Raw genomic sequence first — 26,846 nt, forward strand, 5'->3', positions numbered from 1 at the left:
ATACTATATGTAGATTCGTATTATCCATTTATAAACTATATGTGGTTTTTTGGGTGTGATCATGATCACACAGCTTACTGAACAAAGTGGACTTTCCTTTAATTGCTGCGGATAAAGGTTCCCAAAGTCTGAGCGGAAGCGTATAATTTCTAGTTATTCTGCAAGTATAATATCCGAAGTCGGACAAGATGGACTTTAATCAAGCTGAAAAGGCGAGTTGCAATGAATTCGCGGTCGTTAAACCATCCGTTTAAGACCTGCTTTTGTCCACAAATGGGCAATAGGCAGGGAGTATGATTCTCATATACTTCTACGGTGTTAATCATATAAGTATAGATTGTGACAGCTATTCGGATTTTTGATGACCCCTGTACGTGATTAAACATTCTGAAATACAGATTTGAAAGTGCAGCTAAGATAAGAGGGGTGAATCATGGGGACGGCAGAAGGCATTACAAGAGGCTTCTATGAAGATATAAAGGAAGCTGCGGCCCATATCGTAGACGTATTAAGCGGTATATTGAAGGTCAATACCATCTTTGTTGCCACGAATGACGGGGAGACCAATGTCATTTTGGAGGCCTTTAATCGTACGGAAGAGTTAGTTGTTAAAGGCAGTGCACTTCCATTTACGGATTCATATTGCAGCCTGGTATTAAGAGACAACGGTAACGTGCTTACGATCCCGGATACATGTGAACATCCGATGACACGATCCATGGGCGTTACGAGCGGACTTGGCAATCGCTTCTTCGTGGGCGTGCCTATTATGAGAAGATCGGGCGAAACATTTGGCACCATCTGTCTGATGGATGATCCTGGTTATGTGATCAGCGAAACCGATATGAAGACACTGAAGGCGATGGCTGTATTCCTGGGTTATGTTGTTGATCTGGAAAGCACGTTGCATGTTCAGGAGCGGAAACTGAGTGATTCGGAACAAATACAAGAACAGCTCCAGGCAGAGAAAGAACGTGCCGAATCTGAGGCTATGACCAAAACACAGATGTTGAAGCTAATGGGTCACGAGATTCGCAATCCTTTGAACGGTATTTTGGGACTGACAGATCTGATGCGCACACCGGATATGCCTGAGGAGCAGTCCGAATATGTGAACATGATTGAGACAAGCGGCAATATTCTGCTTTCCTTGCTGAATAATATGATGAATTTCAACATTAATGAAGCAGGTAAAACGGTTATACATGATGATCCGTTTGATCTGGTAGGCACCATTGAGAATACCGTGTATCTCTATGCCGGGATTGCGACGGGCAAGAACATTGAGCTGGGATTAAATCTTGAACTGAATGTATCTCAAGTGTTCGTTGGTGATGAAGTCAAGATTGGACAGTTGCTTGCACACGTCATTCAATATGCTCTCGATTCAACGCGTGAAGGTTCCGTTCTGATCACAGCAGTGGTGAACGGAGAAGAATTGGAGGAGACCGGTACACTTCAGCTCAAGGTGAAGTACACGGGTCAGATGTTATCGGACAAGAAGACACCAACCTTTAACAGCCAAGATGAAAATTTGAATATCCAAAAACTGATTGGAAGCAATCTGGGTTTAGCTGTAAGCCAGAATCTTGCCATTCTCATGCATGGCCGTATTCAGGTGAGCAGTGTGAAGGAAAATGAGACGGAATTCAACATCTCCCTTCCGTTGCGCAGATACTGGGAGTTACCTCAACTCGCAAGTGTTCAGCAGCGGTTAAAAGGGAAAAAGGTGTTGCTTGCCAAGGACCCTGACATTTTGCAAGGTGTCTCTTCCCTGATGCGTAGGTGGGAGATGGATGTACACATGACCTCGGGTGTGACATTAGCGCATGATTGGATCAAGGAAGGATTCATGCCGGATGTAGCCGTTGTGGATATGGGATTAATGGAAGGCGGCGCGGTTGATTTTGTACATGAACTGAAACAGCGACTGGAGAATCTGCCCGTCATTGTTCTTGTTCCTTATGGTATGCACATTGAATTGCATGAAGCAGAAGCCTTTGATGCTGTTCTGACCAAGCCGGTCAGACAGGCTGATCTGTTGAATGCATTGAGCATTACTTTGCCTTAGATCATGATCATAGATCTTTATTCGGCGCACCTTATAGGTGCGCTTTTTTTCATTTTCCATTTTCTGAGCCAAAGCCCTTTTATTCCGAGCTGGTTACGTTACAATAGAAAGTGAACTTCATCTTTATAACCAACAGAGGAGGATATGCAATCAATGGATTATCGCAGATTAGGTGGAAGCGGACTGAAAGTAAGCGAGATTAGCCTGGGAAGCTGGCTGACGTACGGAGGGTATGTGGAACGTGAGAATGCGGTGAAATCAATTGAAACTGCATTTGATGAAGGCATTAACTTTTTTGATACTGCCAATGTATACGAACGGGGCGCAGCAGAAGAACTGCTTGGGCAGACGCTCAAAGCATATTCCCGTGACTCTTATGTACTTGCAACCAAAGTATTTGGCAAAATGGGTGATGGTCCGAATGACCAGGGGTTATCTCGCAAACATATCAAGGAGCAATGTGAAGCCAGCTTGAAGCGCCTAGGCGTTGAATATGTGGATATCTATTATTGCCATCGTTATCATACCGAAACACCAATTGAAGAAACACTCCGTGCTCTCGATGATCTGGTACGCCAAGGCAAAGTGTTATATGTAGGCGTCAGCCAGTGGACAGCGGCTCAGATGGAAGCTGCGTTGGGTACAGCAGATCGTCTGCTTCTGGATCGTATCGTGGTCAATCAGCCGGTGTACAACATGTTTGACCGTTATATCGAAAATGAAATTATCCCGCTCGGTGAGCGTAAAGGCATCGGACAAGTTGTATACTCCCCGCTTGCTCAAGGTCTATTGACCGGGAAATATACGTCCGTTTCCGATATCCCAGAGAATAGCCGTGCTGCCAAGCTAGGATGGGACGAAGGAAAGATCAATGCGGATCGTATCGGGAAAGTTCGTCAACTGATTGAAGTGGCGGACAAGCTGGATCTGAAGGTTGGGCAACTGGCCCTTGCCTGGATTCTGCGCCAAAACAATGTATCCAGTGCACTTGTAGGGGCGAGTCGTCCCGAGCAGGTAAAAGAGAACGCGGCTGCATCTGGCGTGAAGCTGGATGCTGCCATTGTGGAGGAGATTGAGAGCATCCTTGCTTGATCTCCTGTCAGCACACAAGCTGAGATGATATGCAATGATCCATAAAGCAAGGGATGTCCTGTGCGCCTGAATGGGCGAACGAGACATCCCTTTTTTGAATAACGTTGAAAGGTTAGATCTTACTTTAAAGTGTAAGAGGCAAGGAACGAAAAGTTAAGGCACACACACGGTTACGCCCTGTATTCTTGGCTTCATATAAAGCACGATCGGCCTGTTCGAAGAAATCGTCATCGTCATGATCATCACAATGATCGGGGTACACGGCTACACCAATGGAGATGGTTAGACGTGTCGTGTGCCCGTCGGGCAGAGCAAAATGGTATTTCTCTACAGCCTGTCGTATAGATTCGGCGGTAGCCACGGCCTGACGGTGTCCACAGTCGAGCAAGAGAATGGCGAATTCTTCCCCACCATTTCGTGACACGATATCAGCAGAACGTGCATGTTCAACAAGCAGTTGTCCAAGTTGCTTCAGGACCGCATCGCCAGCGGAATGACCATAGGTGTCGTTTACCTTTTTGAATCGGTCAATATCAATGGCAAGCAAGGAAAGCTTCTGTTGATAATCCCGCGCACGCTGGAGTTCCAGTTGAAGTGATTTTTCGAACTGTCGTCGATTGCTCAGGTTGGTAAGATGATCGGTAGAAGCTCTTTTTTCCAATAGAAATAACATTTCATTAGATTTATTAATGAATTCTGCAATGAAATAGATAAATATTCCACCGGCAAAAGAAATGGTCATTTGTAACGGATATATCTTCATTAATGAATTCATGCTGTCTGTATTCAACATAAGGATGATAAAGATTAATGTCATGCCAAGCAGATTCATTGTAATTATTTTGGTCAGTCTGGACCAGGGAGCATAGGCGAAGTATACACCGGACAGTCCGATCAGAGTCATGACAAAACCTGCATCTATGGCAGAGGATGATAAGCCGAACATCAGAATACGAATGACCGAGATCATGAGTCCCGTAACGACCGAAGCCAATCCTCCCATATATACCGCTGCGGTAACGATGGCCAGATGCCGTAGATCTACAATCGTAGTTTCGTTCAGAGGGAAAGAATAGTTCATGAGTACTGTGCCATATATACCGAATAATAAGCCGCCGATCAACTGAACACGTAACGAGGGAAAAGGCAATCGGATACTATAGAACTTTGCGATGATCCCGGACACATACATAAACGTAATCATGACACAGATATTAATGAAAAAAGTGCTAAACAACCGACATTCCCCCTTTTTACGCACATCCCTATATTTTATCTGAAAAGTGGTGCTGTAGCGAACCATAATATCCCAAATTTATGAGGGGATTGCTGGGAAAGATGTTTTATTTGCATATACAGGATGTTAGAGTGATATTGACTTCAATATGCAATGAGATTTATACTTAATCTAAATCAAAATATATTCCTTCTTTTTGGGAAGACCATCATAAGTAGAAGATCAGTGTCTGATTTCATATAAAATGGATCAATAATAAAGGAGAAATGGTTGTGAGAACTTTAAATCTGACGATACAACGACAAGCAGTATATGATGTGGTGCGCCATTCAGAGGATCATCCGACAGCTGCTGATGTCATGAATCGACTCGTGGAACAAGGATATAATCTGGCCTATGGTACGGTGTATAATTCTCTTCGTTATCTGACGGACAAAGAATTGATACGGGAACTTAAACTCGGAGAGACAGCAAGCCGGTACGATGCCCGTATGGATGATCATCAGCACATTATGTGTGAAGTGTGTGGCAAAGTGGACGAGGTGATGACAGAGGTTCCTCCACAATGGATGAAACAGGTAGCTGAAGAAACCGGATATGCAATCGATCATGCTCATGTGGTCTTTGGAGGTGTCTGCGGGGAATGCAGAAACAAACGGATCAAGTGAAAATAAAATTGCCTGGCCGCCGTTTACCCCTAAGGGTTAAACCAGCCTTGTCTGACTCAACACCCCTTGTGGACAATTGTCCGGTTACACGGCGTGTTATTCTGATCAGCCCGATGCCGGGGCAGGTTCATGAACTGGTAAAAGCCTTAACGGATAGCTGCTTTGATGTACTGGTCTTCCATCGCTGGGAACCGGATCTGCATGAGCGTCTTGTCTTTGATCTGTTGATCTATGATCTGTCTGTGGCTGGAACGATCGATGCATTTGCCGGCATTAGCAGCCGATTGAATCGTGAGGCTGAGCATACAACCCCTTGTCTGTATCTGGTCGGTGAGAAGATGATTGGCAGCGCAAGTGGACCGATGCTTCAGGAGGAATTGCTGGTGTGGCCTGCACGCCCGCAGGAAGCACTTTACCGAGTGCAGCGCATGATTGGCAACAGCCCTGCTCTGCCCAACCGTGGTTTTTTGCCTGAGGAAGGGCACCGTATCGGATTCAAAGATCTGTGGCTTGATCGTGAACGGATGAGTGTACAGCGCGATAATAACCGGATTCATCTAACCAAGACCGAATATGATCTGTTACTCAAGCTGATTGATGCCAAAGGTGCAGTCATTTCCCGTGAGGAAATGCTCAGCGATATCTGGGAGACGGATTTTACAGGTGGAAGTAATGTGGTCGATGTTCATATCAAAAGCTTGCGCAAAAAATTGGGCGATAATGCGTCTTCGCCGCAATATATTGTCACTGTAAGAGGAGTGGGCTACCGCCTGGCGGATTAGTCCGCTTTTTTTTTTGCCCAAATTTTATCTTTCACTTCATGCTTTTTCGGGTACTACCTAATAGATAGGCAGATCAGAATCATTCCCTTAAAACATGTTCATAGTTCATTCATGAATGTTGAAGAACCTCATCTTAATCTCATGTGAACCTCATGCAAGAGCAGAGTGGGACATGTTAGAATCAATTTAACAGTTAGATCAAGTCTAAATGTATATTTAAACCGAAGCCGAATATGATTTTAATAGTAGATATATAACAGCCGTGAGACCCATTAGAGGAGGACGACATGATGACAGAACGTATGACAACAAATCAGGGAGCACCTGTAGGTGACAACCAGAATTCCCGCACAGCAGGCAGAAGAGGGCCGACACTGCTTGAAGACTACCATCTCATTGAGAAAATAGCCCACTTTGACCGTGAACGTATTCCAGAACGGGTGGTTCATGCAAGAGGAGCAGGTGCTCATGGCGTATTCACGCTAGAGCAAAGTATGAAGGAGTATACAACAGCTGACTTCCTACAAGATCCAGGTACGGAGACGGATGTGCTGGTTCGTTTTTCAACCGTTATTCATGGTACGGGATCACCCGAGACTGCACGAGATCCACGTGGATTTTCCGTCAAATTTTACACACGGGAAGGCAACTATGATATTGTCGGTAATCATCTGCCCGTTTTCTTCATTCGTGATGCGATGAAGTTCCCTGATATGGTGCATTCCTTGAAGCCGGCTCCGGATACAAACATTCAGGAACCTGCCCGATATTGGGACTTTATGACCCTCTCACCGGAATCAACACATATGATGACCTGGTTGTTCTCTGATCTGGGCACACCAGCAAGTTATCGGGAGATGGATGGTTTCAGCGTACATGCTTTCAAATGGATTAATGCACAGGGACAGGTCCACTATGTGAAATACAAATGGGAGTCTGCACAAGGCGTGCGAGGCTTCTCTCGTCAGGAAGCTGCCGAGGTACAGGGGCAGGACTTTAATCATGCTACCCGGGACCTGCATGAACATATCAAGAACGGGCAATACCCGCAGTGGAAGCTTCAGGTACAGCTCTTGAAGCCGGAGCAAATGGATGATTTTGCTTTTGATCCTCTCGATCCAACCAAAACATGGCCTGAAGATGTATTGCCGTTCCATACGGTAGGGACCATGACCCTGAATCGGAATCCACAAAACTTCTTTGCTGAAGTGGAGCAGGCGGCCTTTTCTCCTAGTGCGCTTGTACCCGGAATTGAGCCTTCCGAAGACAAATTGTTGCAAGGACGCTTATTCTCCTATCCAGATACACAGCGTCACCGGCTTGGACCGAACTATTTGCAAATTCCGGTGAATTGCCCGTACGCACCCGTTCGTAATCATCAGCGTGATGGACTCATGAATGTGAATCAGGACCCATCTCCGGTGAACTATGAACCCAACAGTTCAGGAAACAGCCCGCAAGAAGATCCGGCATACCGGGACAGTCAGGTTCCGTTGCAAGGGCATGTTACAAGAGAGAAAATCGAGAAGACGGATGATTATACGCAGTCAGGTGAGCTTTTCCGTTCATTTACTCCTGTAGAGCAGCAGCATTTGCTTGATAATCTGATCAATGACCTTAAGGGCGTATCTGTTGATATTCAAATGCGTGCCCTGTGCCACTTCTTCCGAGCGGATGGACAGCTTGGCGGACGTTTAGCTCATGGACTCGGCGTGGATATTTCTGCACATATGCCGTCACAGGATGGAAAATAAAGTACAGTTTGAACATGTTCTACAACATCATACGGACTGATATTCATTGAAGACCGGGCAGAACCGCGAACGTGCGGAACTCCCGGTCTTTGGCCTTTTTTACTGAAATGGAAAACAAATTTACAAATCATTTACATAAAATAGCTGACATAGAGGTTGACTTCTCATTTGATGGCACTACAATGGGTAGTGTGAGGGGTGTCAGAAAATGAGAATACACAATTTCAAAGTGGGTGAGCGTGGGCTCAACCGATTTTTCGGTCCGCTGGAAGCCAAGATTATGGACATTTTATGGGCTCATCCTGGCAGCAGCATCCGTGAAGTGCAGACCGCACTTGAACAAGACAAAGACGTCAATTTTAATACAGTCATGACCGTGATGAACCGGCTCGTAGACAAGGGACTTCTCGGAAAGTCACAAAAGGGCAGAACATCTTTGTACCAACCGGTACAGAGCAAGGAGGAGTTTATGAACGACCAATCCAAGGAACTGTCACATGAGTTGGTAGATGAATTCGGAGCTTTGGCATTGAATCATATGCTGGATGCGCTGGACGAAGCAGATGCGGGTCTGATTGAACGCTTGGAACAGAAGATCAAACAATGGAAAAAGGATAGCGATTAAGATGTGGAAGACCCGCTCGAAACTTTTGTTTACCGTCGGGTTTGGCATTCCGTTACTCGTGTTCATGCAGATGTTCATGTACGCGATGTACAAAATTTTTGGCTGGGATATCCCGTTTAACCTGCTCTGGCTCTGCAATCATTGGATGAGTCGACTGGGATGGTTATCCGTGGGACATTTCCTGCTGGCACTGGTATTGCTGACATTTGCGGGAACAGGTTGGTTGTTAATGGTGCGTATGATGAAAACCAGAGCAGCCGTACGTAAACTTCGCTCCATGGAGGTGCGTGCATTGTCTCACGAACTGGAGTCCAAGTATCACCATCTCGGACAGCCAGGATTCATTGTAGTGGACAAGCATTCTCCGGTTGCATTTACAATTGGTCTATGGAGACCTTGCATCGTACTTTCCACGGGGCTTCTGACGATGCTGGATGCAGAAGAGGAGACTGCAGTTGTGTACCACGAAGTCCATCATCTGTGGCACCGTGACCCACTGAAGACAACACTGTTATCGGTATTTGCAATCATGATGCCGTATATTCCTGTATTGAAGCATACTTCGAAACATTACAATATTGTTAGAGAAATTCTGGCAGACAATGAGGCCATTGAGCGTACAGGCAATGTGGCTGGCATTGGCAGTGCTTTGCTCAAGTTGCTCCGTGCTTGTCCTGAACCTTGGGGGGCCAAAGAACTGACCGTTCAATCCTCATTTGCGGATACGTCGGTGAATGTCCGAATTTCACGTCTGCTGGACCCGGAACAGGACGTGACGCTGAGGTTGCCACGTTATGCTGTTCTGATGTCGGCTACTGTTTTTCTATTGCTGTCTATCTTGTTTGTTTGGTCCATCGGATAGATTAATTGGGCTAAATGTGAAGTCAAATATAATGAGGAAGGAAGATGAACATGAATAATAAAAGTGTAGAGATTGGATTACTTTTCTCAAGGATTATGATCGGTTTGATCTTTGTATTGCACGGCTGGAGTAAATTTGAAGGTGGAATCAGCGGTACGGTAGGTTTTTTCGAAAGCATTGGTATTCCCGGATTTCTTGCATCCGTTGTAGCCATCATTGAGTTGGTAGGTGGTGCAGCGATGATTCTGGGTCTGGGAACACGTGTGTTTGCTGCCCTGTTTGCCATCGTGATGGTTGGCGTTCTGTTTACAGCCAAAGTGGGTGAGCCGTTCCTGAGTGGTACCGAGTTAGATTACCTGCTTCTTGCGGGTTCCCTGACACTGCTCTTCACAGGAAGCCGCCTCCTGGCCGTGGATTATCTGTTCTCCAGACAGGGGAACGCTCGCCAGAATGTGAGTGCTTGATTTGACTAACGATCGCTAAAAAATAATGAAGTGCAGGATGAGTCCTGTAACGAGGTTCTTTATTGGCCAGGCCGGTTCGGGAATTGATTTGCGAACCGGGCTGATCAGTAGAGAACTTTTTTCGTTTGGACGACATGCCTATGGTTTGTTACAATGAGAATAAGTATGCTACTAAGAAAAAATAAGGAGGATGCATTTTATGATTAACGTCATTCCATCCGATGCCCGCTCCAGCTTTGATCGAGGCTGGCTCCGTGGCAGTCACAGCTTTTCTTTCGGAGAATACCAAGACCCGGAGAATACGGCGTTTGGACCGATGCGGGTAGCGAACGACGATGTGATCGCGCCTGGTCGCGGTTTTGGGGCTCACCCGCATAGTGACATGGAGATTGTATCCATCGTACTGAACGGCAAGTTGCGACATGAAGATAACCTGGGGAATGTAGCCGTTACAGGCTTTGGTGGTATCCAGCGGATGTCAGCAGGCAGTGGCATGATTCATACCGAACATAATGCATCCGATACCGAAGAAGTACGTTTGCTTCAGCTCTGGTTCATGCCACAGACAAAAGGGTTGGAGCCCTCCTATGAGACCACATCATTTGATCCAGCGGCATTGGCAGGAGCACTCGTGCCGATTGTATCCCCAGATGGGGGACCAAGAGTTGCGACCATTCATCAGGATATGACGATCTACCTTGGCCGATTAGCCAAAGACGAAACGTTAACCTTTAATCAGGATGCAGGCCGCCGAATGTATATTTTCTCCATCGAAGGTAAACTGAGATTGGACGGAGAGTACCTGTTGAACGAAGGCGACACGGCTCGTGTGGAACAGCGGGATTCAATCGAACTGCAAGCAAACGAAGATACGTTCTATATGATTATTGATTTGCCGTAGATGGCTGATGAAATCAACTCCAAGATGAAGGAGGATATACACGTATGGCGCAACAGGAATGGTTTATGGTTAAACATGCGGTGACCGGGCGAGGATTAGCTAATAGCAAAACAGATTCCCTGTCCTATCGGTTCCAACAGGAGGGTACAGGCTTCATATTTACCGTTACGGGTCTGGACGAGCACATTGTGGAACAGATTATGGAGCTTAGACAGGAACTGAATGTATTTCGCTTCGTCCAACGCAAGGATCAGCCCCTTTTGAAACACTGGTACTACGTAGATGGTGAACGGGTAGTGTACGACAGGGAGAGTCACACGCTAAGCATCTATGCGAAGTCGGAGATTCGTTATGTGCCTGAAGATTATTTTGCGGATTAACTTATAAGTACCTATAGAACTTGGAACATCCCAGAGGTCTCTGTTAAATACAGAGGCCTTTTTGCTGTCTGAAAACGCAGAGGATTTAATCGTAATTTTGCAAAAAAGACCACATAATTCCCTGCTGTCTGGCACAAGCTACCTTGTATAAAAACAAGAACGGAGGGGCGGCATATGGCGGACAAAACATCTGGGAAAGACAAGTCCCGGCAACCGGGACGAGCTTCAGAAGAAAAAAAACATATTCCTTTGGGACTGCCGTCCCCGCCTTTTCTTCGGCAGCCGATTAGTGCAGTACATGAAACTCAGATTAAGGCGGTAAAGGAAATCTTCTCCGATTGTTCTGATGTGGTTTTTCGCAACGTCATGATTACGCCTGAAGTGAAAGGACTTCTGGTCTATATCGAAGGCATTGTTAATTCGGCTGATATCCAGGAACACATGCTGCGTCCGATTATTCGAGGGCTGGTACAGCAGCGTACAGATGAACCTGATGTTCCACTGGATGATACAACCGTTGAGCTAACACAGGTGAAGCGAGTGGATACCTGGGCTGCTGCGACAGAAGGGGTGCTGGCATCCTCTGCCCTTCTGGTGGTCGACGGAAGTAACAAAGCCTGGATGTTCAATGTCAAAGGTGGCGTCAGACGTGGTGTGGAGGAACCGCAGACAGAATCCGTGATTCGGGGACCGCGGGAGGGATTTACCGAAACGCTCCGTGTGAATACGGCCTTATTGCGGTTCAAGCTGAAAACACCTGCTCTCAAGATGGTGAGTATGACCCTTGGAACAGACACCAAGACAGATATTGTGCTGACCTACCTGGAAGGTATTGCCGATCCAAAAACGATTCAAGATGTTAAGAAACGTCTGGAAAAAATCAATATTGATGGCATCCTGGAGACGGGTTATATCGAGGAATTGATTGAAGATCATCCGTATTCCCCTTTTCCTCAGATGCACTACTCGGAGCGGCCGGATACCGTTGCAGGCAATCTGTTGGAAGGACGCTTTGCCATTATGGTAGATGGAACCCCATTCTCGCTGATTGCTCCAGTCACGATGTGGCAGATGCTGCAAGCCAGCGAGGATTATTACGAGCGATTCTTCATCAGTAATCTGGTGCGGTGGATTCGCTTCCTATTCGTAGCCATCGCTCTGTTCCTGCCAGCCTTGTATATCTCTATTACAACATTTCATCAGGACATGCTGCCAACTACGCTGATTCTAAGTATCGCAGGTGCCCGGGAAGCCATTCCTTTTCCGGCTTTGGTTGAGGCGCTCATTATGGAGCTGTCGTTCGAAGCTCTCCGGGAAGCGGGGGTCAGGTTACCCAAGACAGTGGGTCAGGCTGTCAGTATCCTCGGTGCACTCGTGATCGGACAGGCCGCAGTTCAAGCGGGGATTGTATCCGCACCGATGGTTATTATCGTATCCATGACAGGTATAGCTTCCTTCACGATTCCGCGATTTAACTTCGCGATTACGGTGCGTCTGCTGCGATTTCCGATCATGTTACTGGCAGGTATGCTCGGACTATACGGGATTGTAATCGGTTTGGTCCTGATTTCGGTGCATCTGACACAGATGACTTCGTTCGGTGTCCCATATCTTTCCGGTCTTAGCCCGTACAGTAAAACAGATACCAAAGACATTCTCATTCGTGTGCCATGGTGGAAAATGATCAATCGTCCTTCTACGGTACATCGGGATCAGAAACGGATGACCGAAAAGATCAACGGTTCCCCTGAAGCTGAGGAAGGGTGGTGAACCCATGCAGTTCATATATAAGTACCGGGCAGTGATAGCGCTGTTGTTATGTACCACTTTTATTTCAGGTTGCTGGGATCGTAAGGAGATTAACGATGTTGCCTTTGTGATTGGTATTGCTGTTGATAAGGAGGGGGACAATTACAGATCCAGTCTTCAGATTGCTCTGCCGGGACAATCCGGTTCTTCCGGTAGTGAAGGAGGCGGAGGCGGCACGAGTGGGGATAAATCCTGGTTCATGTTATCCAATACAGCCAAATCATTGCATGGTACATCTATTGAAGGTCAAAAGGAACTCTCACGAAGAATCTATTATGCGCATCGCCGTACGATGCTTATTGGTGAGGAGCTTGCCCGGGATGGCGTGGCCTCCATGCTTGATCTGTTTACGCGTTATCCGCTGAACCGATTCTCTGCATTGCCAGTGGTCACAAAAGGTGCAGCATATGAGGTCATGGATACGGATGCACCTATAGAGAAGTTTCCATCCGAGATGGTGCGGGAACTGTGTTTCCTCAATATGCGTAATCCACGTTCACTTAAAACGTTTATAGATGCCATTCTTAGTGAAGGTGTGGATCCATTCCTGCCGGTCGCTTCGAAAGTGACCAATGTTCCAAAAGGGTGGAAGGACGCCAAAACAAACATCAAGCTGGATGGATTGGCCATCTTCAAAAAAGATAAACTGGTTGGCATGATCGACAAAGCTCCAGCTGATGCCCTCATTCTTGCTATGGGCGAAGCCAATGCGCCGGAGATTATGGTTAAAGCTCCTGGCGGAGATGGAGATATGTTCATCAAGTTGAACGAGAACAACGCTTCACTACATCCCAGTATCAAGGCTGATAAGGTCACCGTGAATATTGAATTATATGCCAAAGGAGTTCTCGTAGATAACGAATCCAATTATGGTGACCGACGTGAGAATGAGATTCTGAAGATAAATGAAGCCATTCACGAGAAAATAAAATTGGATATTGAGGAAGGTGTCCGGTTGGTTCAGGGAAAATATCATGCGGACATTCTTGGAATCGGTCGATCCATTCATCAACATCTGCCGGCCAAGTGGGACACGATGAAGGATCGCTGGGATGACATATACCCTGAAGTCGAGGTGACGGTTACTCCCCATGTCATTATTGAAAACGTTGGGGTGAGCAATAAACCAATTGGCGTCGGAGAGGATGAAGTTGTACATGATTAAACCACTCTTATTTACCTTCCTGGCCATGGTAATCGTGGTCATTTTGATGGATTTCAGACATTTAAAACAGGCAGCTGCCATTAATCGCTGGCTATCCTATAGTTTGATAGCAGTGGCTACAGGCATTTGGTTCTATGTGACTAATCTAAGCAAAACCTTATTTGTGTCGGTATGGATAAGCCACGTTATCCAGCGCTTACTGCCACTGCCCTAGGTTGTCGACAGGATGCATTAAGTTTGCGAGATCGCGAGAGGGAAAGGAGGTATATCATGAATCAGAGAGTGACACACCGTCAGATGATCCTGCTCGTGCTGCTGCTCAGTATTTCAGGAACGTTAATTCAGCCTCACGCGCAAGCTATCTACTATGCGGAACAACACGCTTATCTCTCGTATATACCTGTAGTCGTAGTGATGCTTGCATCCATGTGGATGTTAAGTCGGGTCCAGCGGAGATTTCCGGATCAGGATCTATTTCAAGCCCTTGCTGGGCGATTCCCCTTTTTGGGAAGGCTCGCAGGATTGATGTACATTTTGTTTTTTTTCTTTGTGTTTGCGAGGGATATCCGGTTAACGGGGGATTATATCAGCATAACTTTGTTAGAGACCACGCCCATCTCCATCATTGTGTTATCTCTGATCGTTATGGGAGTTTTTATCGTCAGAGGTGGGCTCGGCTCCTTAATCGGTATGTCGGAGTTGTATGTGACATTGTTTCTCTTAAACTCCGTGATTGTGCCTTTCATGCTCATTCAACAGATCAATATGGATAATTTGATGCCGTATTTTCACGTTGATGTTACGGGAGTGGGCAAGGGGAGTTGGTACATATTTTCGTTTTACGGAGAGATGATTGCATTACCTTTTGTTATCAAAGGCAGTGATTTTCGATATAAATCGGTTGTGTCAGGTATTATCCTCTCTGCACTCCTGATGATGCTAATCCTTGTGGAGACCATTACCTCCATTGGAGTTCCTATCGCTTCAAGGTTGGTGTATCCCTCCTATGAACTGGCAAGACAATTGCAAATCAGTGATTTCTTGGATCGGTTTGACCTTGCGCTGGCAGCGGCAACCTTGCCTACCATGATCACGAAGATTGCATTTGACCTGTACTTTGTCTGCTGGGGATTGAAGCGAATCATTCCGAACGTATCGGGAAAGGTGTTGACAGGCCCGATTGCCCTCGTCGGATTTGTCTGTGCATTCTGGTTCTTCCGAAATGCCATTCAGCTCAATCGTTTTACTCGGGAATGGACGTGGATCGCCATTGTATTTGAAGTGATGTTCCCTATCGTGCTGTTTCTTTTCCTTCGTCCTCGCAAAAAGGATAAAAAAGAATCTACCCAACAGAGATCGGGAGAACAGTCAAAGAAAGAGAAACATGAGCCGGAACAAAAATCGGCTGATTCGGAGAAGGACGGAGAGAAAAGACGGAAAGATTCTCATGGCGGAGAACTCCAGCCTTCCTGATGCATTCCATCAAAAATCCTTATAGATGAACGGGCAAAAAGAGGGAAAGTACAGTTTCCCTCCACAGAAGTACCCTGTATACTGTAGTCAGACTGATGAACATTCGGCTGAACTAACGGGGGGAACATGAATGGCTCAACATTTGGCAGGTGTACGTGTAGCATTGACAGGACCACGAAAATCGAAAGAAATGTCCATACTGGTTGAAAAAATGGGTGGAATCCCGCTTGTGCGACCGGCACAGGGGACCGTATTCCTGGATGATCGGAGTATCAGGGATGGGCTGGTATCCTGGATCTCAGACCCGCCAGATTGGGCGGTATTAACGACGGGTATGGGATTGGATGCATTGTTTGAAATGGCTGAGGATATGGAAGTGGCAGGCCAATTGTTGGATGTATTATCAGAATCCTCAATTGCGGCAAGGGGATACAAGACGGTGAATGCGCTCAAAAAGCGCAAGCTAACACCGCTGGTACGAGATGATGACGGTAGCACGGACGGGCTCATCCGAGAATTCACCCCACATGATCTCGCAGGGAAAAAGGTTATGTTGCAGCTTCATGGGGAGACAGCTCCCAAACTCGTTGCATGGTTGGAAGAACAAGGTGCCATCGTCAGACAAGTGCTTCCTTACCGCCATGTACCGCCAGAAGAGGCAGAACTGGAACAGTTATTGAATGAAATTCTAAATTTCGAGGTAGATGCTGTTGCGTTCACAAGTGGACCGCAGGTTAGATTTCTGACGCAATATGCGGCTTCCCAGGACAAGCTTGAGCCGTTGCTTGCAGCCTTCAGACAAGGTGTAATTCCTGCGTCTGTAGGTAAAGTTACAGCAAACTCTATGCGTGAAGAAGGCATTGAGGCACTGGTCATTCCGGAGGAAGAGAAGATGGGAGCACTCATCGTTGAGCTTGGGCGTTACTTTGCAGCAGGGCGTGCGGCCAAGATTAGAGATTAGTGGCCTGCTTTTAGATCAGTTCGACAAAAAGCTTTTGGCGTCGCTTCATGAATAAAAAGTGTGCATTAATCTTAACCGCATCGCTATATGATGCGGTTTTGTTTAGATTATAGAATTTATACGTTACAACTAAAACATTAATGTACATCCTTGATAGTGCTTCGATCAGAGGCTTTTGTTATATTGACGAAAAGGTGGAAATGACGATGACCATTTCAGATCGTAATGCCAGACCCCGACTTATCATTGCAGGGACCGGAAGTGGTGCAGGAAAAACGACAGTAACCTTGGGGCTGATGAGGGCACTTGCCCAGCGTGGCTTGAGTGTACAAGGGTTCAAATGCGGCCCGGACTATATTGATCCGACATATCATACCGCCGTCACGGGCAGACCGTCACGTAATCTGGATGCATGGATGACATCGCCTGAATACGTGAGAGATACGTTCGAGAAGGCATCGGCGGGACATGATATTTCCATTATAGAAGGCGTTATGGGCCTTTACGATGGCAAAGATCCGCTCAGCAATACAGGCTCAACTGCAGAGATTGCTCTGGTCACGCAGACCCCTGTGATTCTGGTTGTGGACGTACGCAGCATGGCTCGCAGTGCGGCCGCGATTGTCCTGGGTTTTCAACAGTTGGATCCTGAATTAAATATTGCCGGAGTGATCGTCAACCGGTGTGGAAGTGCGGGTCATTATACCATTGTGAAAAAAGCCATTGAGCAGATGTGCGGAATTCCGGTGGTTGGCTGGCTGAAGCGGGATGAAGACATGTCCATTCCTGAGAGACATCTGGGACTTGTACCTGCCATTGAGCGGGGTGAATTGAAACCATTATTTCAGCGGGCTGCCGATGTGCTGATGGAAGGCACCGATCTGGATCTGCTGCTGGAGCTGGCGACAAGCGCCCCACCTTTGAATGAAGAAGAAGTGATTCCTGCAACTACTGCCCAAGCTGATTCGGCTAATGCTGAATCAGGCTCGAATTACGATCCACTTTCCAATTCAGTGATCCATGTTAATAATCGACATGTATCATATGCGATGCAGCCTGTCATTGCCGTTGCGCGCGATGCGGCATTTAATTTCTATTATCCCGATAATCTGGAATTGCTCGAAGCGGCCGGGGCTCGATTACATTACTTCAGTCCGCTCGCTGGCGAAAGTATTCCAACAGATGTGGATGGCATCTATTTGGGTGGCGGGTTTCCAGAGGAGTTTGCAGCAGAGATTGCCGGTAACCAAGATTTCTTGGAAGGACTTCGACGGGCAGCACAATCCAACATGCCTTTATTTGCTGAGTGTGGTGGTTACATGGTACTTGGAGAAACGTTGACCGACCGAGAGGGAGTTACTTTTGACATGGCGGGCATTATCCCCGCACAGGTGCAGATGCAGAAGAAGCGCGCTGCGCTTGGCTACCGTGAAGCGAGTAGCGTTCAGGATTCCTTTTTACTGAAAAAGGGTGAAGTACTTCGAGGTCATGAATTTCATTATTCGACAATGACCTATCGTGATGAAGAAACGATTCCTTATGCGTATGAGACCAAGGGGATGCGTGGCTTGAAGCAAGAGGGATATGCCGCAGGCAACATCGTGGCGGGGTATACGCACGTTCATCTGGGCTCTTATCCGGCAGCTGCTCAAAGATGGGTGGAACATTGTTTAGCCTATCGGCAGGAGCGAGATATGCAGAGATAATAACAGCTATTTATAGCTCAAATAGATAGCTGAATTCAATAAGCAAAATGGCTCTAATCTCGCTTTTACCTCCTGAGTCTTTGGTCGTGAAGTTGGCAATCCTATTCTGAATTAAAGGTTTTCAGATGAATATGTGGAATGAATAAAAGACAGAATCATTATGCGAGGGAGGGACATCATGATGAGAACCGTATGTGTAACGGGAGCTGCTCGTGGATTGGGATTGGCTTTGACGGCACAGATGCTGAAGAGAGGGTATCTCGTGTATGCGGCCGGTCTGGACGTGGAAGATTCCGAGGGAATTCGTATGCTTGCAGAAGGATATCCTGACCATCTGCGCGCCATCGAACTGGATATCGCGGACGACCTGTCGGTAGCACTGTTCACGGAGACATTGAAGCTGGATACGAATCATTTGGATATGCTGATCAATAATGCGGCTATACTAGGAAGTATTACGGACCATATCCGCGGGCCGTTGAATATGGCGGAGATGGCTGAAGTATTTAATGTGAACACCTTAGGTACACTGCGTGTGACTCATTCCCTGTTGCCCCTCCTTCTTCAAGGACAGGTCAAGCTGATTGTTGATATCTCTTCCGAGGCTGGAAGTATAGAGCAATGCAGTCGGGATGGGTGGTATGCCTATTGTATGTCCAAAGCTGCTTTGAACATGCAGGCCCGTCTTGTGCACAATGGTCTGAAGGATGAAGGCGGACAAGTGATGCTTGTGCATCCCGGTTGGGTACAGAGTTATATGAGGGGCGAATTGGATGTTGCTGCGGATCTCACGCCCGAGCAATCTGCACAGCATATCGCAGTACTTATCGACCGCCATGAACAGTTTAAAGGAGATCAGCCCGCATATGTGGACTACAAGGGAGAGAAGCTCCCCTGGTAGTTGGTTTTATACAGTGAGGTGAACAAGAAAGGAGATTAATTGAATGGATCATCGTAAAAAAGCATTATTACTTGGCGATTATACACATCCGGATTGGCACCCGCTTCAGGGGGTGGATGCGGAGATTAGCCGAATTTTCCATGATACTATGACAGTGCAGTGCAGTGAGAATCGGAATATGCTACTGCAAGAAAATATAACCGGGTTTGATGTATGTATCTCATACATGGACGATTGGAAGGGGAAAGTCTCTCCACAGCAGACAGCAGGTTTGTTGTCCTATGTAAGTAATGGAGGTGGACTGGTCATTATACATAACGGCATTTCGCTCCAAAATCGTTATGAGCTCAAACAGATGATCGGTGCCAAGTTCCTGCATCATCCGGCGTATGCACCGCTTGAATTCACTGTAACGGCGGAAAGCCATCCCGTGACGGAGGGCATTTCGAATTTCACAATGGAAGAAGAGCCGTATCAGTTCGAATTTGGTTCTTTTGCCGAAACGAAGATATTGCTTGAATATCAATCCGAAGAAGGACCAAAACCTGCGGTTTGGGCTCATCGATATGGTGTTGGGCGTATTGTTTATCTGATGCCGGGTCACCATGTGCCGTCTTTTGCACACGAAACGTACCGGAAGTTACTTCTGCAAGCAGGCAAATGGGCTGCGCGTTACGTCTGATCGGACTGACATTTTTGCATGCAGAGTATAAGGGGTATAATATAGAGATCAACGAAGAGGAGGATGACAAAAATGAGCGATTTGTTCAAAAAGGCGATCTCGTTAGGGCTTGGTCTTACTGTCGTAAGCAAAGAAAAAATTGAGAAAACCGTGGATGATTTGGTCAAGCGCGGGGAACTTGCGCCCGGTGAATCCAAAGCTTTGGTTGAACGTCTGCTGGAACGGGGCGATGAAGAACAAGGCCAGTTCAAGAGAGTGATTCAAGAACAGGTCAAGCGTGTGCTTCAGGAAGCTGGTGTGGCATCCGAAAGTGATGTAACCAGTCTGGAACAGCGCGTTGCCGTTCTGGAGAAAAAACTTGCCGAACTGGGCCACTCACCACAGCTTCAACCTGATGAATCCCCAGCTCCACTTGAAGTTCCTCCTCCTCTCAAAGGAAACGAGATCGAGTAGATGGCAGTGCGAATCAAACATGTCGGCAGATACCGTGAAATTGCCATGGCGCTAGTGCGTCATGGCTTCGGTTATATGGTCGAGGAGCTGGGCTTGTTCCAGCTGCTGGCTCTGCCCAGACGGTGGATGTCGCGTGAAGCACACACCACCAAAACGCTGAGTGAACGCATCAGGCTTGTGCTGCAGGAGCTGGGGCCAGCTTTCGTCAAGCTGGGGCAACTCGCAAGCACAAGGGCAGATCTGTTGCCTGAGTCTGTCATTCGTGAGCTGGTGAAGTTGCAGGATCAGGTCCCGCCGTTCTCTTCCGAGACGGCACGGGGTATTTTGGAACAGGAATTGGATACACCGCTGGAGGAGATCTTTTCCCGGTTCGAGGATACCCCTGTAGCTGCGGCCAGCATTGGACAGGTGCATCTGGGCAAACTTCAAAGCGGTGAATCGGTAGCCATCAAGATTCAGCGGCCGGGCATATCGCGTATTGTGCAGCGTGACCTGGATATTTTGCGTGAGCTGACAGCCATGGCCGAGAAGCGCTGGGACTGGGTGAAGCAATATCAGATTCCGCAAATGGTCGAAGAATACGCTCAGGCGTTGATGGCCGAGCTGGATTATACAGTCGAAGGCCGCAATACGGAAAAGATTGCACAGCAGTACCAACAGGACAACAAGGTCAAAATCCCGGCAATTTACTGGGATCAGACTTCGTCCCGTGTGCTCACTATGGAGTATATCGAAGGTATCAAGCTCAATGATCGTGAAGAACTGGTCAGACGCGGTCATGATCTGAATAACATTGCCGAGCGGCTGGTGGATTCATTATTAAATCAGATCTTTATTCAGGGTTTCTTTCATGCTGACCCACATCCGGGCAATCTGATGGTATTAAAGGATGGACGTCTTGCTTTTATAGACTTCGGTATGGTGGGCAGTCTGAGTGATGAGATGAAACAACAGCTCGCTTCACTTATTATTGGGTTAATGCGCAAAGATACGGACAGTATGATCCGGGCGATTGAGAAGCTCGGCATGATGCCAGATGACATGGACCTGCGTGGTCTTCATGTGGATTTGGACAAGTTGCGTACCAAATATTACGATATTCCCTTTTCCAAGATCAGTGTGGGTCAGGCATTGAATGACTTGTTCGGCGTAGCTCAGAGGCACCGGGTTGTCATGCCTGCGGATATTCTACTGCTTGGTAAATCGTTGCTGACGATGGAAGGTGTAATCGAACATCTCGATCCTTCATTGAGCATTGTAGATATGGCCGAACCCTTTGGGCGGAAGCTGATCAAGGAACGTTTTAGCGCAGGAAGAATCAAGAATCGCTTGTTCCGCAGTGCGGCTGATATGGCCGAGAGTGTCATTGGTCTGCCAGGGCAGTTAAGGCAGTTATCATCCATCATTAGCAAAGGTAAGCTGAGGCTGGAGATCAGTGTCCCTGAACTCGATGCACTCATGCGTAGAATGGACCAGATTAGTAATCGGCTGTCTTTCAGTATCGTGTTACTCGCCTTCTGTATCATTATGGTGGGATTGATTATCGGTTCGTCGATCAGTCATCAGTCCACGATGCTGTGGGATATTCCGGTCATTGAGATTGGTTTCCTGGTGGCGATTCTGATGGTGGCTTTCCTGCTCTATTCGATATTCAAATCGGGAAGGTTCTAGCAACAGCATTACATCACAAGAATACCCGTAAAGAGACTTTCTCCAAAGGATCTTTGCGGGTTATTTTTTGTGAATAGAGAATTGGTGAGTAAATTATAGAAAGATTAAGATAATAGAAGAAAAGGTTCTGTTTTTTCGCCTTAACTGTATTAGTACATATCCGGTCCTGTGACTATAATAATAGGTCAGTACATTAACGGACCCGGTCTGAGAGGGGAAAACCTATTGGCATCAGGATCAGCTCCTGATGTCGCACGAGTAAGACAACTGAGGCAGTAATGGAACACCAGCGGTACACACTGGAACGGAAAAGACATGAGTGCATATTAACCCTTCAAAGCAATATGGATGGTAAATAATGATGCAACTCAGGGATGAGCATAGGTGAATGACGCGGAGAGGAATCCGTTGTTTTGTGCTGTCCTGGGTAGATGGTTAGTGTGAACGGCTTCCGTTACTGTTCAGCGGGATTGTCCATTATAAGGAATACACGTAGGAGGAACGGCAAGAACATATGAATACTTTAAAACAACAATGGTTTGGCAACATTCGCGGAGACGTGCTGGCAGGCATTACGGTAGCGCTGGCGTTAATTCCGGAAGCCATTGCGTTCTCCATCATTGCAGGTGTTGATCCGATGGTCGGATTATACGCTTCGATTACGATTGCGATTGTGATCTCGATTGCTGGTGGAAGACCAGGCATGATCTCGGCGGCAACAGGTGCCATGGCGGTACTGATGGTTGGACTCGTCAAGGATTATGGCGTGGAATATCTTTTTGCAGCGACGATATTGACGGGCATTATCCAGTTTCTACTGGGCATATTTAGGGTTGGACGGTTTATTACGTTTGTGCCTCATTCGGTACTGACCGGATTTGTTAACGCACTGGCTATACTCATCTTTATGGCGCAGTTAACCCACTTCACGGGAGCGAACTGGATTATGTATGCGATGGTAGCGGGCACGCTGGCGATCGTTTATATTTTGCCACGGTTTTTCAAAGGTGTTCCAGCTCCACTGATTGCAATCGTCGTAATGACGATTATTACCGTGGTGTTCCATCTGGACGTAAGAACGGTAGGCAATATGGGAAATATAACGAGCACTCTGCCGATGTTCCACTTGCCAAATATTGCGTGGACTTGGGACACGCTGATGATTCTGCTACCTTATTCATTCACCATGGCACTGGTTGGATTGCTCGAATCTCTGCTGACGGCAACCATCGTGGATGAGATGACCGAGACCAAGAGCAGCAAGAACCGTGAAGTACGTGGTCAGGGTATTGCAAATTTTGTGAACGGTTTGTTTGGCGGCATGGGCGGCTGTGCGATGATTGGGCAGTCGGTCATTAATGTGAAGTCTGGCGGACGTGGAAGATTATCTACGTTTACTGCGGGTGCGTTTCTCGCGATCCTGTTGTTGCTGTTTAGCGGTGTGGTGAAACAGGTACCGATGGGGGCACTCGTCGGTGTGATGTTTATGGTGTGTATCGGGACATTCGACTGGAGTTCAATCAAAAATATAACTCGCGTGCCGCGGGCGGAAGCCTTTGTCATGATCGTGACGGTGGCGATTGTGGTCTATACCCACGATCTGTCGATCGGGGTTATGGTCGGCGTTGTGCTCAGTGTGCTGCATTTTGGCTGGAAACAGACCAAGATTCGCGTACAGACGAGCCAGGAACAAGGGCAGAAAGTATATCGGGTTCACGGACCATTCTTCTTTGGCTCTTCGTCCCGCTTTGTAGATGAGTTCGATGCAGAGGCCGATCCGAAGGAGATCACGATTGATTTCGGAGGTTCACATATCTGGGATAACACTGCGGTTGTGGCTATCGGCAAATTGAAGTTCAAATACGCGAAGCTAGGCAAAACCGTGCACCTGCGCGGGTTAAACGAGGAGAGCACTCGCATTCTTGAACGGAGTGGGTTTGCTACAGCTGGAGGGCACGGTTCGTAACTTGGTTGCAACGAAGGTTGTTGTCCAAAGGTGCAATGTCGAAACGTAGTTACGCAGACAAGGTGAAAAATGAACAGTTTAGTAAATCTGGAATTAAGGATCTAAACAAGTAATAAAGTAAAGTTATGAAGGCTACTGTCCTAAAGTAGTGTTGAGTAGACATGCGACAGCCCTGTGTAGTAGATAACATAAAAAGATACTTTCTATCAGCGGCGCACTTTTTCCTAAAATAAATTGGGGAGAGGGCGTCGTTGTTTTTATTAGAGTGTGTGGTGTGTACAGTGAAGAAGAGAACAGAAAAAGAACGAAGAAGAAGAAGTAGTAGTAGTTCTAATGGTGGTAGTGGTAGTTGTAGTAGAAATAGAAATAGAAATAGAAATAGAAATAGAAATAGAAATAGAAATAGAAGTAGAAGTTGTAGTAATAGTTCTAGTAGAAGTATAGGTAGTGCTGGTTGTTGTTGTTGTTGTTCCTAGTTCTAGTTTTTGTAGTTGGTGTTCTGGTTCTAGTAAATGTTGTTATTGCTGTAGCTGATGTTACTGTGTTGATGCTTGTGTCCTCCCTATGTGTAAACTCTAACGAACCTGGCGCGTCTTATATGGAGTTATTTCATGTTTTCGTTATTCTAACGAATCTCAGACATCTTATTTTGCTGATTCCACCCATACTGTTGCCGTTTCGCGGGTATTTCTGAGTAATTAAGTGACTGGAGTTCGTTAGAAAATCCAAACGGCTTTAATTGGCGTAATAGGGTGCTCTGGATTCGTTAGAATCAGTGGTACGTGGGAGGTTCAGCTTGAGAGCTATTTTCGAACCGCGAGAAATCTTGAATCTTGATCTCAATGTACAGAGCTATGTAAGGTACCTTTCAATTCCTGAAACTTTTGCAAGATCGCTTCCTTTTGATCTGTTTAGGATGACCTTCACAACAATTTATAGAATTATAGCAGTTATCTCAATCTCAACGATATCACTAAACTATCCTGGGGTTATGAACATAATGATCCATTACATCTTTCTCAAGGAGTACCATTAGAAAGTGTAACCCGCTATAACCTCCGCCTGACCACGTACAGTCAAGTCCTCAACCAATATACAGAGTCAAAGTCAGACTTCGAGCTAACAACTTAGCTTGTTCCACTCATCATCATTCTCAGAGGTGGTTCTGGAGTTACTCTCCAAAACCATCCTCAAACTCACTTGGTCGATACAAGTTACGCTGATCTTGGGATTTTGTGCTACAAGTTGGGGGTGTAACGCTGTATCCCCTTTTGTTTTGCTTGACTAACGTGTAAACTACAGGGTATGGAGAAGAAGAGCAACGAGTGGATTGCTTTTTAAAAAATTCATTTCATAATCATGATTGATATAAGGAAAACTAGTCTTGATGGCAGATACTGATACTAAGGTCATTATGAAATGGACTTATCTAAATGAATATACAGAGGTGTAACGATTGGCAAACTTTGAACAACTGGGCATTCGCCCGGAATGGTGCGAGATCCTGAAACATCAGGGAATCGCCGTGCCGACTCCGGTACAGGAGCGTTCGATTCCGGTACTGCTGGGTGGACGCGATATTATCGCTGAGGCACAGACAGGAACAGGGAAAACGCTGGCATTTTTGCTGCCGATTATTCAGAAAATTAACGTATCCGACCGTTCGCCACAAGCGCTGATTATCGCGCCTACGCGTGAGCTTGCGCTGCAAATTACGGAAGAAGCGAAGAAGCTTACTGCTAACGACGATAAACTGCACGTGCTTGCCGTATACGGCGGGCAGGATGTGGACAAACAACTGCGTAAATTGCAGAACGGTACCCAGATCGTTATTGGTACACCAGGTCGTCTCCTGGATCACCTGCGCCGTGGCACGCTGAAGCTGGATAATGTGAAAAAACTGGTGCTGGATGAAGCCGACCAAATGTTGCACATGGGCTTCCTGGACGATGTGGAGACGATTCTTAGCGAGCTACCACATAAACGTCAGACAATGCTGTTCTCAGCAACGATGCCTAAGGGCATTCGCAACCTGGCGAAGACCTACATGAAAGATCCGGAAGATGTAAAAGTATCTTCCCAATCTGTTATCCCGATCAAACAAATTCGCCAGCAAGTGCTGGAATGTACGGATCGTGGTAAATTAGAAGCGCTTCGCGGCATGATTGATACGTATCGCCCATACTTGGCGATTATTTTCTGTCGGACCAAACGTCGTGCATCCAAGCTGAACCAAGATCTGCGTGAAGCAGGTTATGCAAGTGATGAACTTCATGGAGATCTGTCCCAATCCAAGCGTGAGAACGTAATGAAAGCGTTCCGCGATGCCAAACTGCAAGTGCTGGTTGCTACAGATGTAGCTGCACGTGGACTTGATGTTGAAGGCGTTACGCATGTATTTAACTACGATATGCCGCATGATGCGGAAAGTTATATCCACCGGATTGGTCGTACGGGCCGTGCAGGCGGTACAGGTCTTGCTGTAACGTTTGCAACAGAGCACGACAGACCGGAACTTGCACGTATTGAACAAGGTATTGACCAAAAGCTGTCCCGTATCCAGTGGACAAGCGAAGGTCCAATTGCTTCAACTGGAGCAGCTAGACGTTCCATCAACAGTCAAGGGGATGACGAACGTTCAGGCGGACGCTCTTCCGGAACTGGTAGTGCCCGTCGCGGTGCAGGCCGTAACGATCGCAGAGATGGCGGACGTGGGGGACGTGGTTCCCGCGGTGGCGAAGGTGGCCGCAGTGAAGGCGGACGCAGTGGTGGTCGTAGCGGTGGCCGCAGCAGCGACAGCAGTCGTGGTGCAGCGGGTCAAGGTGGACGCGGTGCGGGTCGCAGTGGCGACGAGCGCAGCGCAGGTCGTGGTTCCGCGCGCAGCAGCGACAGCAGTCGCGGAGCAACGGGTCAAAGCGGCCGCGCAGCTAGCAGCGGCTGGGCTGGCCGTAGTGCCGACAAGCGCACCTCCGGGCGCAGTAGCGAAGGCTCTCGCCGTCCGGAATCCGCAGGACGCGGACCGGCGAAGGGTGACCGTCGCGATTCTCGTCGCGGACGGTAAAGCCTTGGCGCAAGCGGCGATGCAGCCGCAATTGCGCAGGCACCATGCCATGCCACAGTGATGGGCATGGCACATATGAGAGGGTTCGGGTACAGATGTACCGAACCTTCAGATCAAGGGTCGCGACGGAACCACGTCGCGGCCCTTTCACCAGGACAGATG

General features: G+C 47.2%; 23 protein-coding genes. 22 read left to right on the forward strand and 1 reads right to left on the reverse strand.

Features of this window, described 5'->3' with window-relative positions:
• Positions 1 to 433: 433 nt before the first annotated feature.
• Entirely contained in the window at positions 434 to 2,071 is a 1,638-nt protein-coding gene (locus MHB71_RS27400) for a histidine kinase dimerization/phospho-acceptor domain-containing protein (RefSeq protein ID WP_340028190.1), read from the forward strand.
• A gap of 153 nt (positions 2,072 to 2,224) precedes the next feature.
• Positions 2,225 to 3,163, forward strand: a complete 939-nt coding sequence (locus MHB71_RS27405; protein WP_047840782.1) for an aldo/keto reductase family protein — start codon at positions 2,225 to 2,227, stop codon at positions 3,161 to 3,163.
• Positions 3,164 to 3,287: 124 nt separating this feature from the next.
• Here the strand turns inward: MHB71_RS27405 and MHB71_RS27410 are convergent, their stop codons facing one another.
• Positions 3,288 to 4,400: a diguanylate cyclase gene (locus tag MHB71_RS27410; protein ID WP_100528313.1), complete on the reverse strand. Its 1,113-nt coding sequence runs from the start codon at positions 4,398 to 4,400 to the stop codon at positions 3,288 to 3,290.
• 272 nt (positions 4,401 to 4,672) lie between these two features.
• Here MHB71_RS27410 and MHB71_RS27415 point away from each other — a divergent pair, with 272 nt between their 5' ends.
• From MHB71_RS27415 to MHB71_RS27510, 20 genes are all read left to right on the forward strand, one after another.
• Entirely contained in the window at positions 4,673 to 5,068 is a 396-nt protein-coding gene (locus tag MHB71_RS27415) for a transcriptional repressor (protein ID WP_036612807.1), read from the forward strand.
• Positions 5,044 to 5,850 carry a winged-helix domain-containing protein gene (locus MHB71_RS27420; protein WP_036612804.1) on the forward strand — a complete coding sequence of 269 codons (807 nt, stop codon included), beginning with the start codon at positions 5,044 to 5,046 and terminating at the stop codon, positions 5,848 to 5,850. Before MHB71_RS27415 ends, MHB71_RS27420 begins: the two co-directional genes overlap by 25 nt.
• Positions 5,851 to 6,140: 290 nt before the next feature.
• Entirely contained in the window at positions 6,141 to 7,604 is a 1,464-nt protein-coding gene (locus tag MHB71_RS27425) for a catalase (protein ID WP_036667842.1), read from the forward strand.
• A 208-nt stretch (positions 7,605 to 7,812) separates the two neighbouring features.
• Complete coding sequence (locus tag MHB71_RS27430) at positions 7,813 to 8,229, forward strand: BlaI/MecI/CopY family transcriptional regulator (RefSeq protein WP_036612800.1); 417 nt, start codon at positions 7,813 to 7,815, stop codon at positions 8,227 to 8,229.
• Position 8,230: 1 nt separating this feature from the next.
• On the forward strand, positions 8,231 to 9,091 hold the full coding sequence (locus MHB71_RS27435; protein ID WP_340028191.1) for a M56 family metallopeptidase: 861 nt from the start codon (positions 8,231 to 8,233) through the stop codon (positions 9,089 to 9,091).
• A gap of 50 nt (positions 9,092 to 9,141) precedes the next feature.
• Positions 9,142 to 9,555 (forward strand): DoxX family protein, encoded by a 414-nt coding sequence (locus tag MHB71_RS27440; protein ID WP_100528505.1) that lies wholly within the window; start codon positions 9,142 to 9,144, stop codon positions 9,553 to 9,555.
• A 199-nt stretch (positions 9,556 to 9,754) separates the two neighbouring features.
• Positions 9,755 to 10,456, forward strand: coding sequence for a pirin family protein (locus tag MHB71_RS27445; RefSeq protein WP_340028192.1), 702 nt, complete (start codon positions 9,755 to 9,757; stop codon positions 10,454 to 10,456).
• A gap of 44 nt (positions 10,457 to 10,500) precedes the next feature.
• Positions 10,501 to 10,836 (forward strand): hypothetical protein, encoded by a 336-nt coding sequence (locus MHB71_RS27450; protein ID WP_340028193.1) that lies wholly within the window; start codon positions 10,501 to 10,503, stop codon positions 10,834 to 10,836.
• Between the two features lie 174 nt (positions 10,837 to 11,010).
• Positions 11,011 to 12,606: a spore germination protein gene (locus MHB71_RS27455; RefSeq protein ID WP_091036071.1), complete on the forward strand. Its 1,596-nt coding sequence runs from the start codon at positions 11,011 to 11,013 to the stop codon at positions 12,604 to 12,606.
• 4 nt (positions 12,607 to 12,610) lie between these two features.
• Complete coding sequence (locus tag MHB71_RS27460; protein ID WP_076319284.1) at positions 12,611 to 13,810, forward strand: Ger(x)C family spore germination protein; 1,200 nt, start codon at positions 12,611 to 12,613, stop codon at positions 13,808 to 13,810.
• Complete coding sequence (locus MHB71_RS27465) at positions 13,803 to 14,024, forward strand: hypothetical protein (protein ID WP_036612790.1); 222 nt, start codon at positions 13,803 to 13,805, stop codon at positions 14,022 to 14,024. Before MHB71_RS27460 ends, MHB71_RS27465 begins: the two co-directional genes overlap by 8 nt.
• 56 nt (positions 14,025 to 14,080) lie before the next feature.
• On the forward strand, positions 14,081 to 15,283 hold the full coding sequence (locus MHB71_RS27470) for an endospore germination permease (protein WP_076319283.1): 1,203 nt from the start codon (positions 14,081 to 14,083) through the stop codon (positions 15,281 to 15,283).
• Positions 15,284 to 15,413: 130 nt separating this feature from the next.
• Entirely contained in the window at positions 15,414 to 16,244 is an 831-nt protein-coding gene (locus tag MHB71_RS27475; protein ID WP_076319282.1) for a uroporphyrinogen-III synthase, read from the forward strand.
• Positions 16,245 to 16,450: 206 nt separating this feature from the next.
• Entirely contained in the window at positions 16,451 to 17,950 is a 1,500-nt protein-coding gene (locus MHB71_RS27480) for a cobyrinate a,c-diamide synthase (RefSeq protein ID WP_076319281.1), read from the forward strand.
• Between the two features lie 178 nt (positions 17,951 to 18,128).
• The gene (locus tag MHB71_RS27485; protein WP_235193706.1) at positions 18,129 to 18,851 is read left to right on the forward strand and encodes an SDR family oxidoreductase; all 723 of its coding nucleotides are present in this window, start codon (positions 18,129 to 18,131) and stop codon (positions 18,849 to 18,851) included.
• Between the two features lie 43 nt (positions 18,852 to 18,894).
• Positions 18,895 to 19,533: a ThuA domain-containing protein gene (locus MHB71_RS27490; RefSeq protein ID WP_036667831.1), complete on the forward strand. Its 639-nt coding sequence runs from the start codon at positions 18,895 to 18,897 to the stop codon at positions 19,531 to 19,533.
• A 72-nt stretch (positions 19,534 to 19,605) separates the two neighbouring features.
• Positions 19,606 to 19,986, forward strand: coding sequence for a phasin family protein (locus MHB71_RS27495; RefSeq protein WP_036612779.1), 381 nt, complete (start codon positions 19,606 to 19,608; stop codon positions 19,984 to 19,986).
• Positions 19,987 to 21,657, forward strand: coding sequence for an AarF/UbiB family protein (locus MHB71_RS27500; RefSeq protein WP_036667829.1), 1,671 nt, complete (start codon positions 19,987 to 19,989; stop codon positions 21,655 to 21,657).
• A 514-nt stretch (positions 21,658 to 22,171) separates the two neighbouring features.
• Positions 22,172 to 23,623, forward strand: a complete 1,452-nt coding sequence (locus tag MHB71_RS27505) for a SulP family inorganic anion transporter (protein ID WP_340028194.1) — start codon at positions 22,172 to 22,174, stop codon at positions 23,621 to 23,623.
• Between the two features lie 1,456 nt (positions 23,624 to 25,079).
• Positions 25,080 to 26,684, forward strand: coding sequence for a DEAD/DEAH box helicase (locus tag MHB71_RS27510; protein WP_036667827.1), 1,605 nt, complete (start codon positions 25,080 to 25,082; stop codon positions 26,682 to 26,684).
• The last annotated feature ends 162 nt before the right edge of the window (positions 26,685 to 26,846 follow it).

Origin of the sequence: Paenibacillus sp. FSL H7-0940 (genome assembly GCF_037979415.1) — a bacterium.
Taxonomy (GTDB): domain Bacteria; phylum Bacillota; class Bacilli; order Paenibacillales; family Paenibacillaceae; genus Paenibacillus; species Paenibacillus amylolyticus.

What these genes read in the sequence shown, in the direction of transcription:
- MHB71_RS27400 (WP_340028190.1), top strand. Translation starts at nt 434, where the DNA reads ATGGGGACGGCAGAAGGCATTACAAGAGGCTTCTATGAAGATATAAAG.
- MHB71_RS27405 (WP_047840782.1), top strand. Translation starts at nt 2,225, where the DNA reads ATGGATTATCGCAGATTAGGTGGAAGCGGACTGAAAGTAAGCGAGATT.
- MHB71_RS27420 (WP_036612804.1), top strand. Translation starts at nt 5,044, where the DNA reads ATGCAGAAACAAACGGATCAAGTGAAAATAAAATTGCCTGGCCGCCGT.
- MHB71_RS27425 (WP_036667842.1), top strand. Translation starts at nt 6,141, where the DNA reads ATGACAGAACGTATGACAACAAATCAGGGAGCACCTGTAGGTGACAAC.
- MHB71_RS27430 (WP_036612800.1), top strand. Translation starts at nt 7,813, where the DNA reads ATGAGAATACACAATTTCAAAGTGGGTGAGCGTGGGCTCAACCGATTT.
- MHB71_RS27435 (WP_340028191.1), top strand. Translation starts at nt 8,231, where the DNA reads ATGTGGAAGACCCGCTCGAAACTTTTGTTTACCGTCGGGTTTGGCATT.
- MHB71_RS27440 (WP_100528505.1), top strand. Translation starts at nt 9,142, where the DNA reads ATGAATAATAAAAGTGTAGAGATTGGATTACTTTTCTCAAGGATTATG.
- MHB71_RS27445 (WP_340028192.1), top strand. Translation starts at nt 9,755, where the DNA reads ATGATTAACGTCATTCCATCCGATGCCCGCTCCAGCTTTGATCGAGGC.
- MHB71_RS27450 (WP_340028193.1), top strand. Translation starts at nt 10,501, where the DNA reads ATGGCGCAACAGGAATGGTTTATGGTTAAACATGCGGTGACCGGGCGA.
- MHB71_RS27455 (WP_091036071.1), top strand. Translation starts at nt 11,011, where the DNA reads ATGGCGGACAAAACATCTGGGAAAGACAAGTCCCGGCAACCGGGACGA.
- MHB71_RS27460 (WP_076319284.1), top strand. Translation starts at nt 12,611, where the DNA reads ATGCAGTTCATATATAAGTACCGGGCAGTGATAGCGCTGTTGTTATGT.
- MHB71_RS27465 (WP_036612790.1), top strand. Translation starts at nt 13,803, where the DNA reads ATGATTAAACCACTCTTATTTACCTTCCTGGCCATGGTAATCGTGGTC.
- MHB71_RS27470 (WP_076319283.1), top strand. Translation starts at nt 14,081, where the DNA reads ATGAATCAGAGAGTGACACACCGTCAGATGATCCTGCTCGTGCTGCTG.
- MHB71_RS27475 (WP_076319282.1), top strand. Translation starts at nt 15,414, where the DNA reads ATGGCTCAACATTTGGCAGGTGTACGTGTAGCATTGACAGGACCACGA.
- MHB71_RS27480 (WP_076319281.1), top strand. Translation starts at nt 16,451, where the DNA reads ATGACCATTTCAGATCGTAATGCCAGACCCCGACTTATCATTGCAGGG.
- MHB71_RS27485 (WP_235193706.1), top strand. Translation starts at nt 18,129, where the DNA reads ATGATGAGAACCGTATGTGTAACGGGAGCTGCTCGTGGATTGGGATTG.
- MHB71_RS27490 (WP_036667831.1), top strand. Translation starts at nt 18,895, where the DNA reads ATGGATCATCGTAAAAAAGCATTATTACTTGGCGATTATACACATCCG.
- MHB71_RS27495 (WP_036612779.1), top strand. Translation starts at nt 19,606, where the DNA reads ATGAGCGATTTGTTCAAAAAGGCGATCTCGTTAGGGCTTGGTCTTACT.
- MHB71_RS27500 (WP_036667829.1), top strand. Translation starts at nt 19,987, where the DNA reads ATGGCAGTGCGAATCAAACATGTCGGCAGATACCGTGAAATTGCCATG.
- MHB71_RS27505 (WP_340028194.1), top strand. Translation starts at nt 22,172, where the DNA reads ATGAATACTTTAAAACAACAATGGTTTGGCAACATTCGCGGAGACGTG.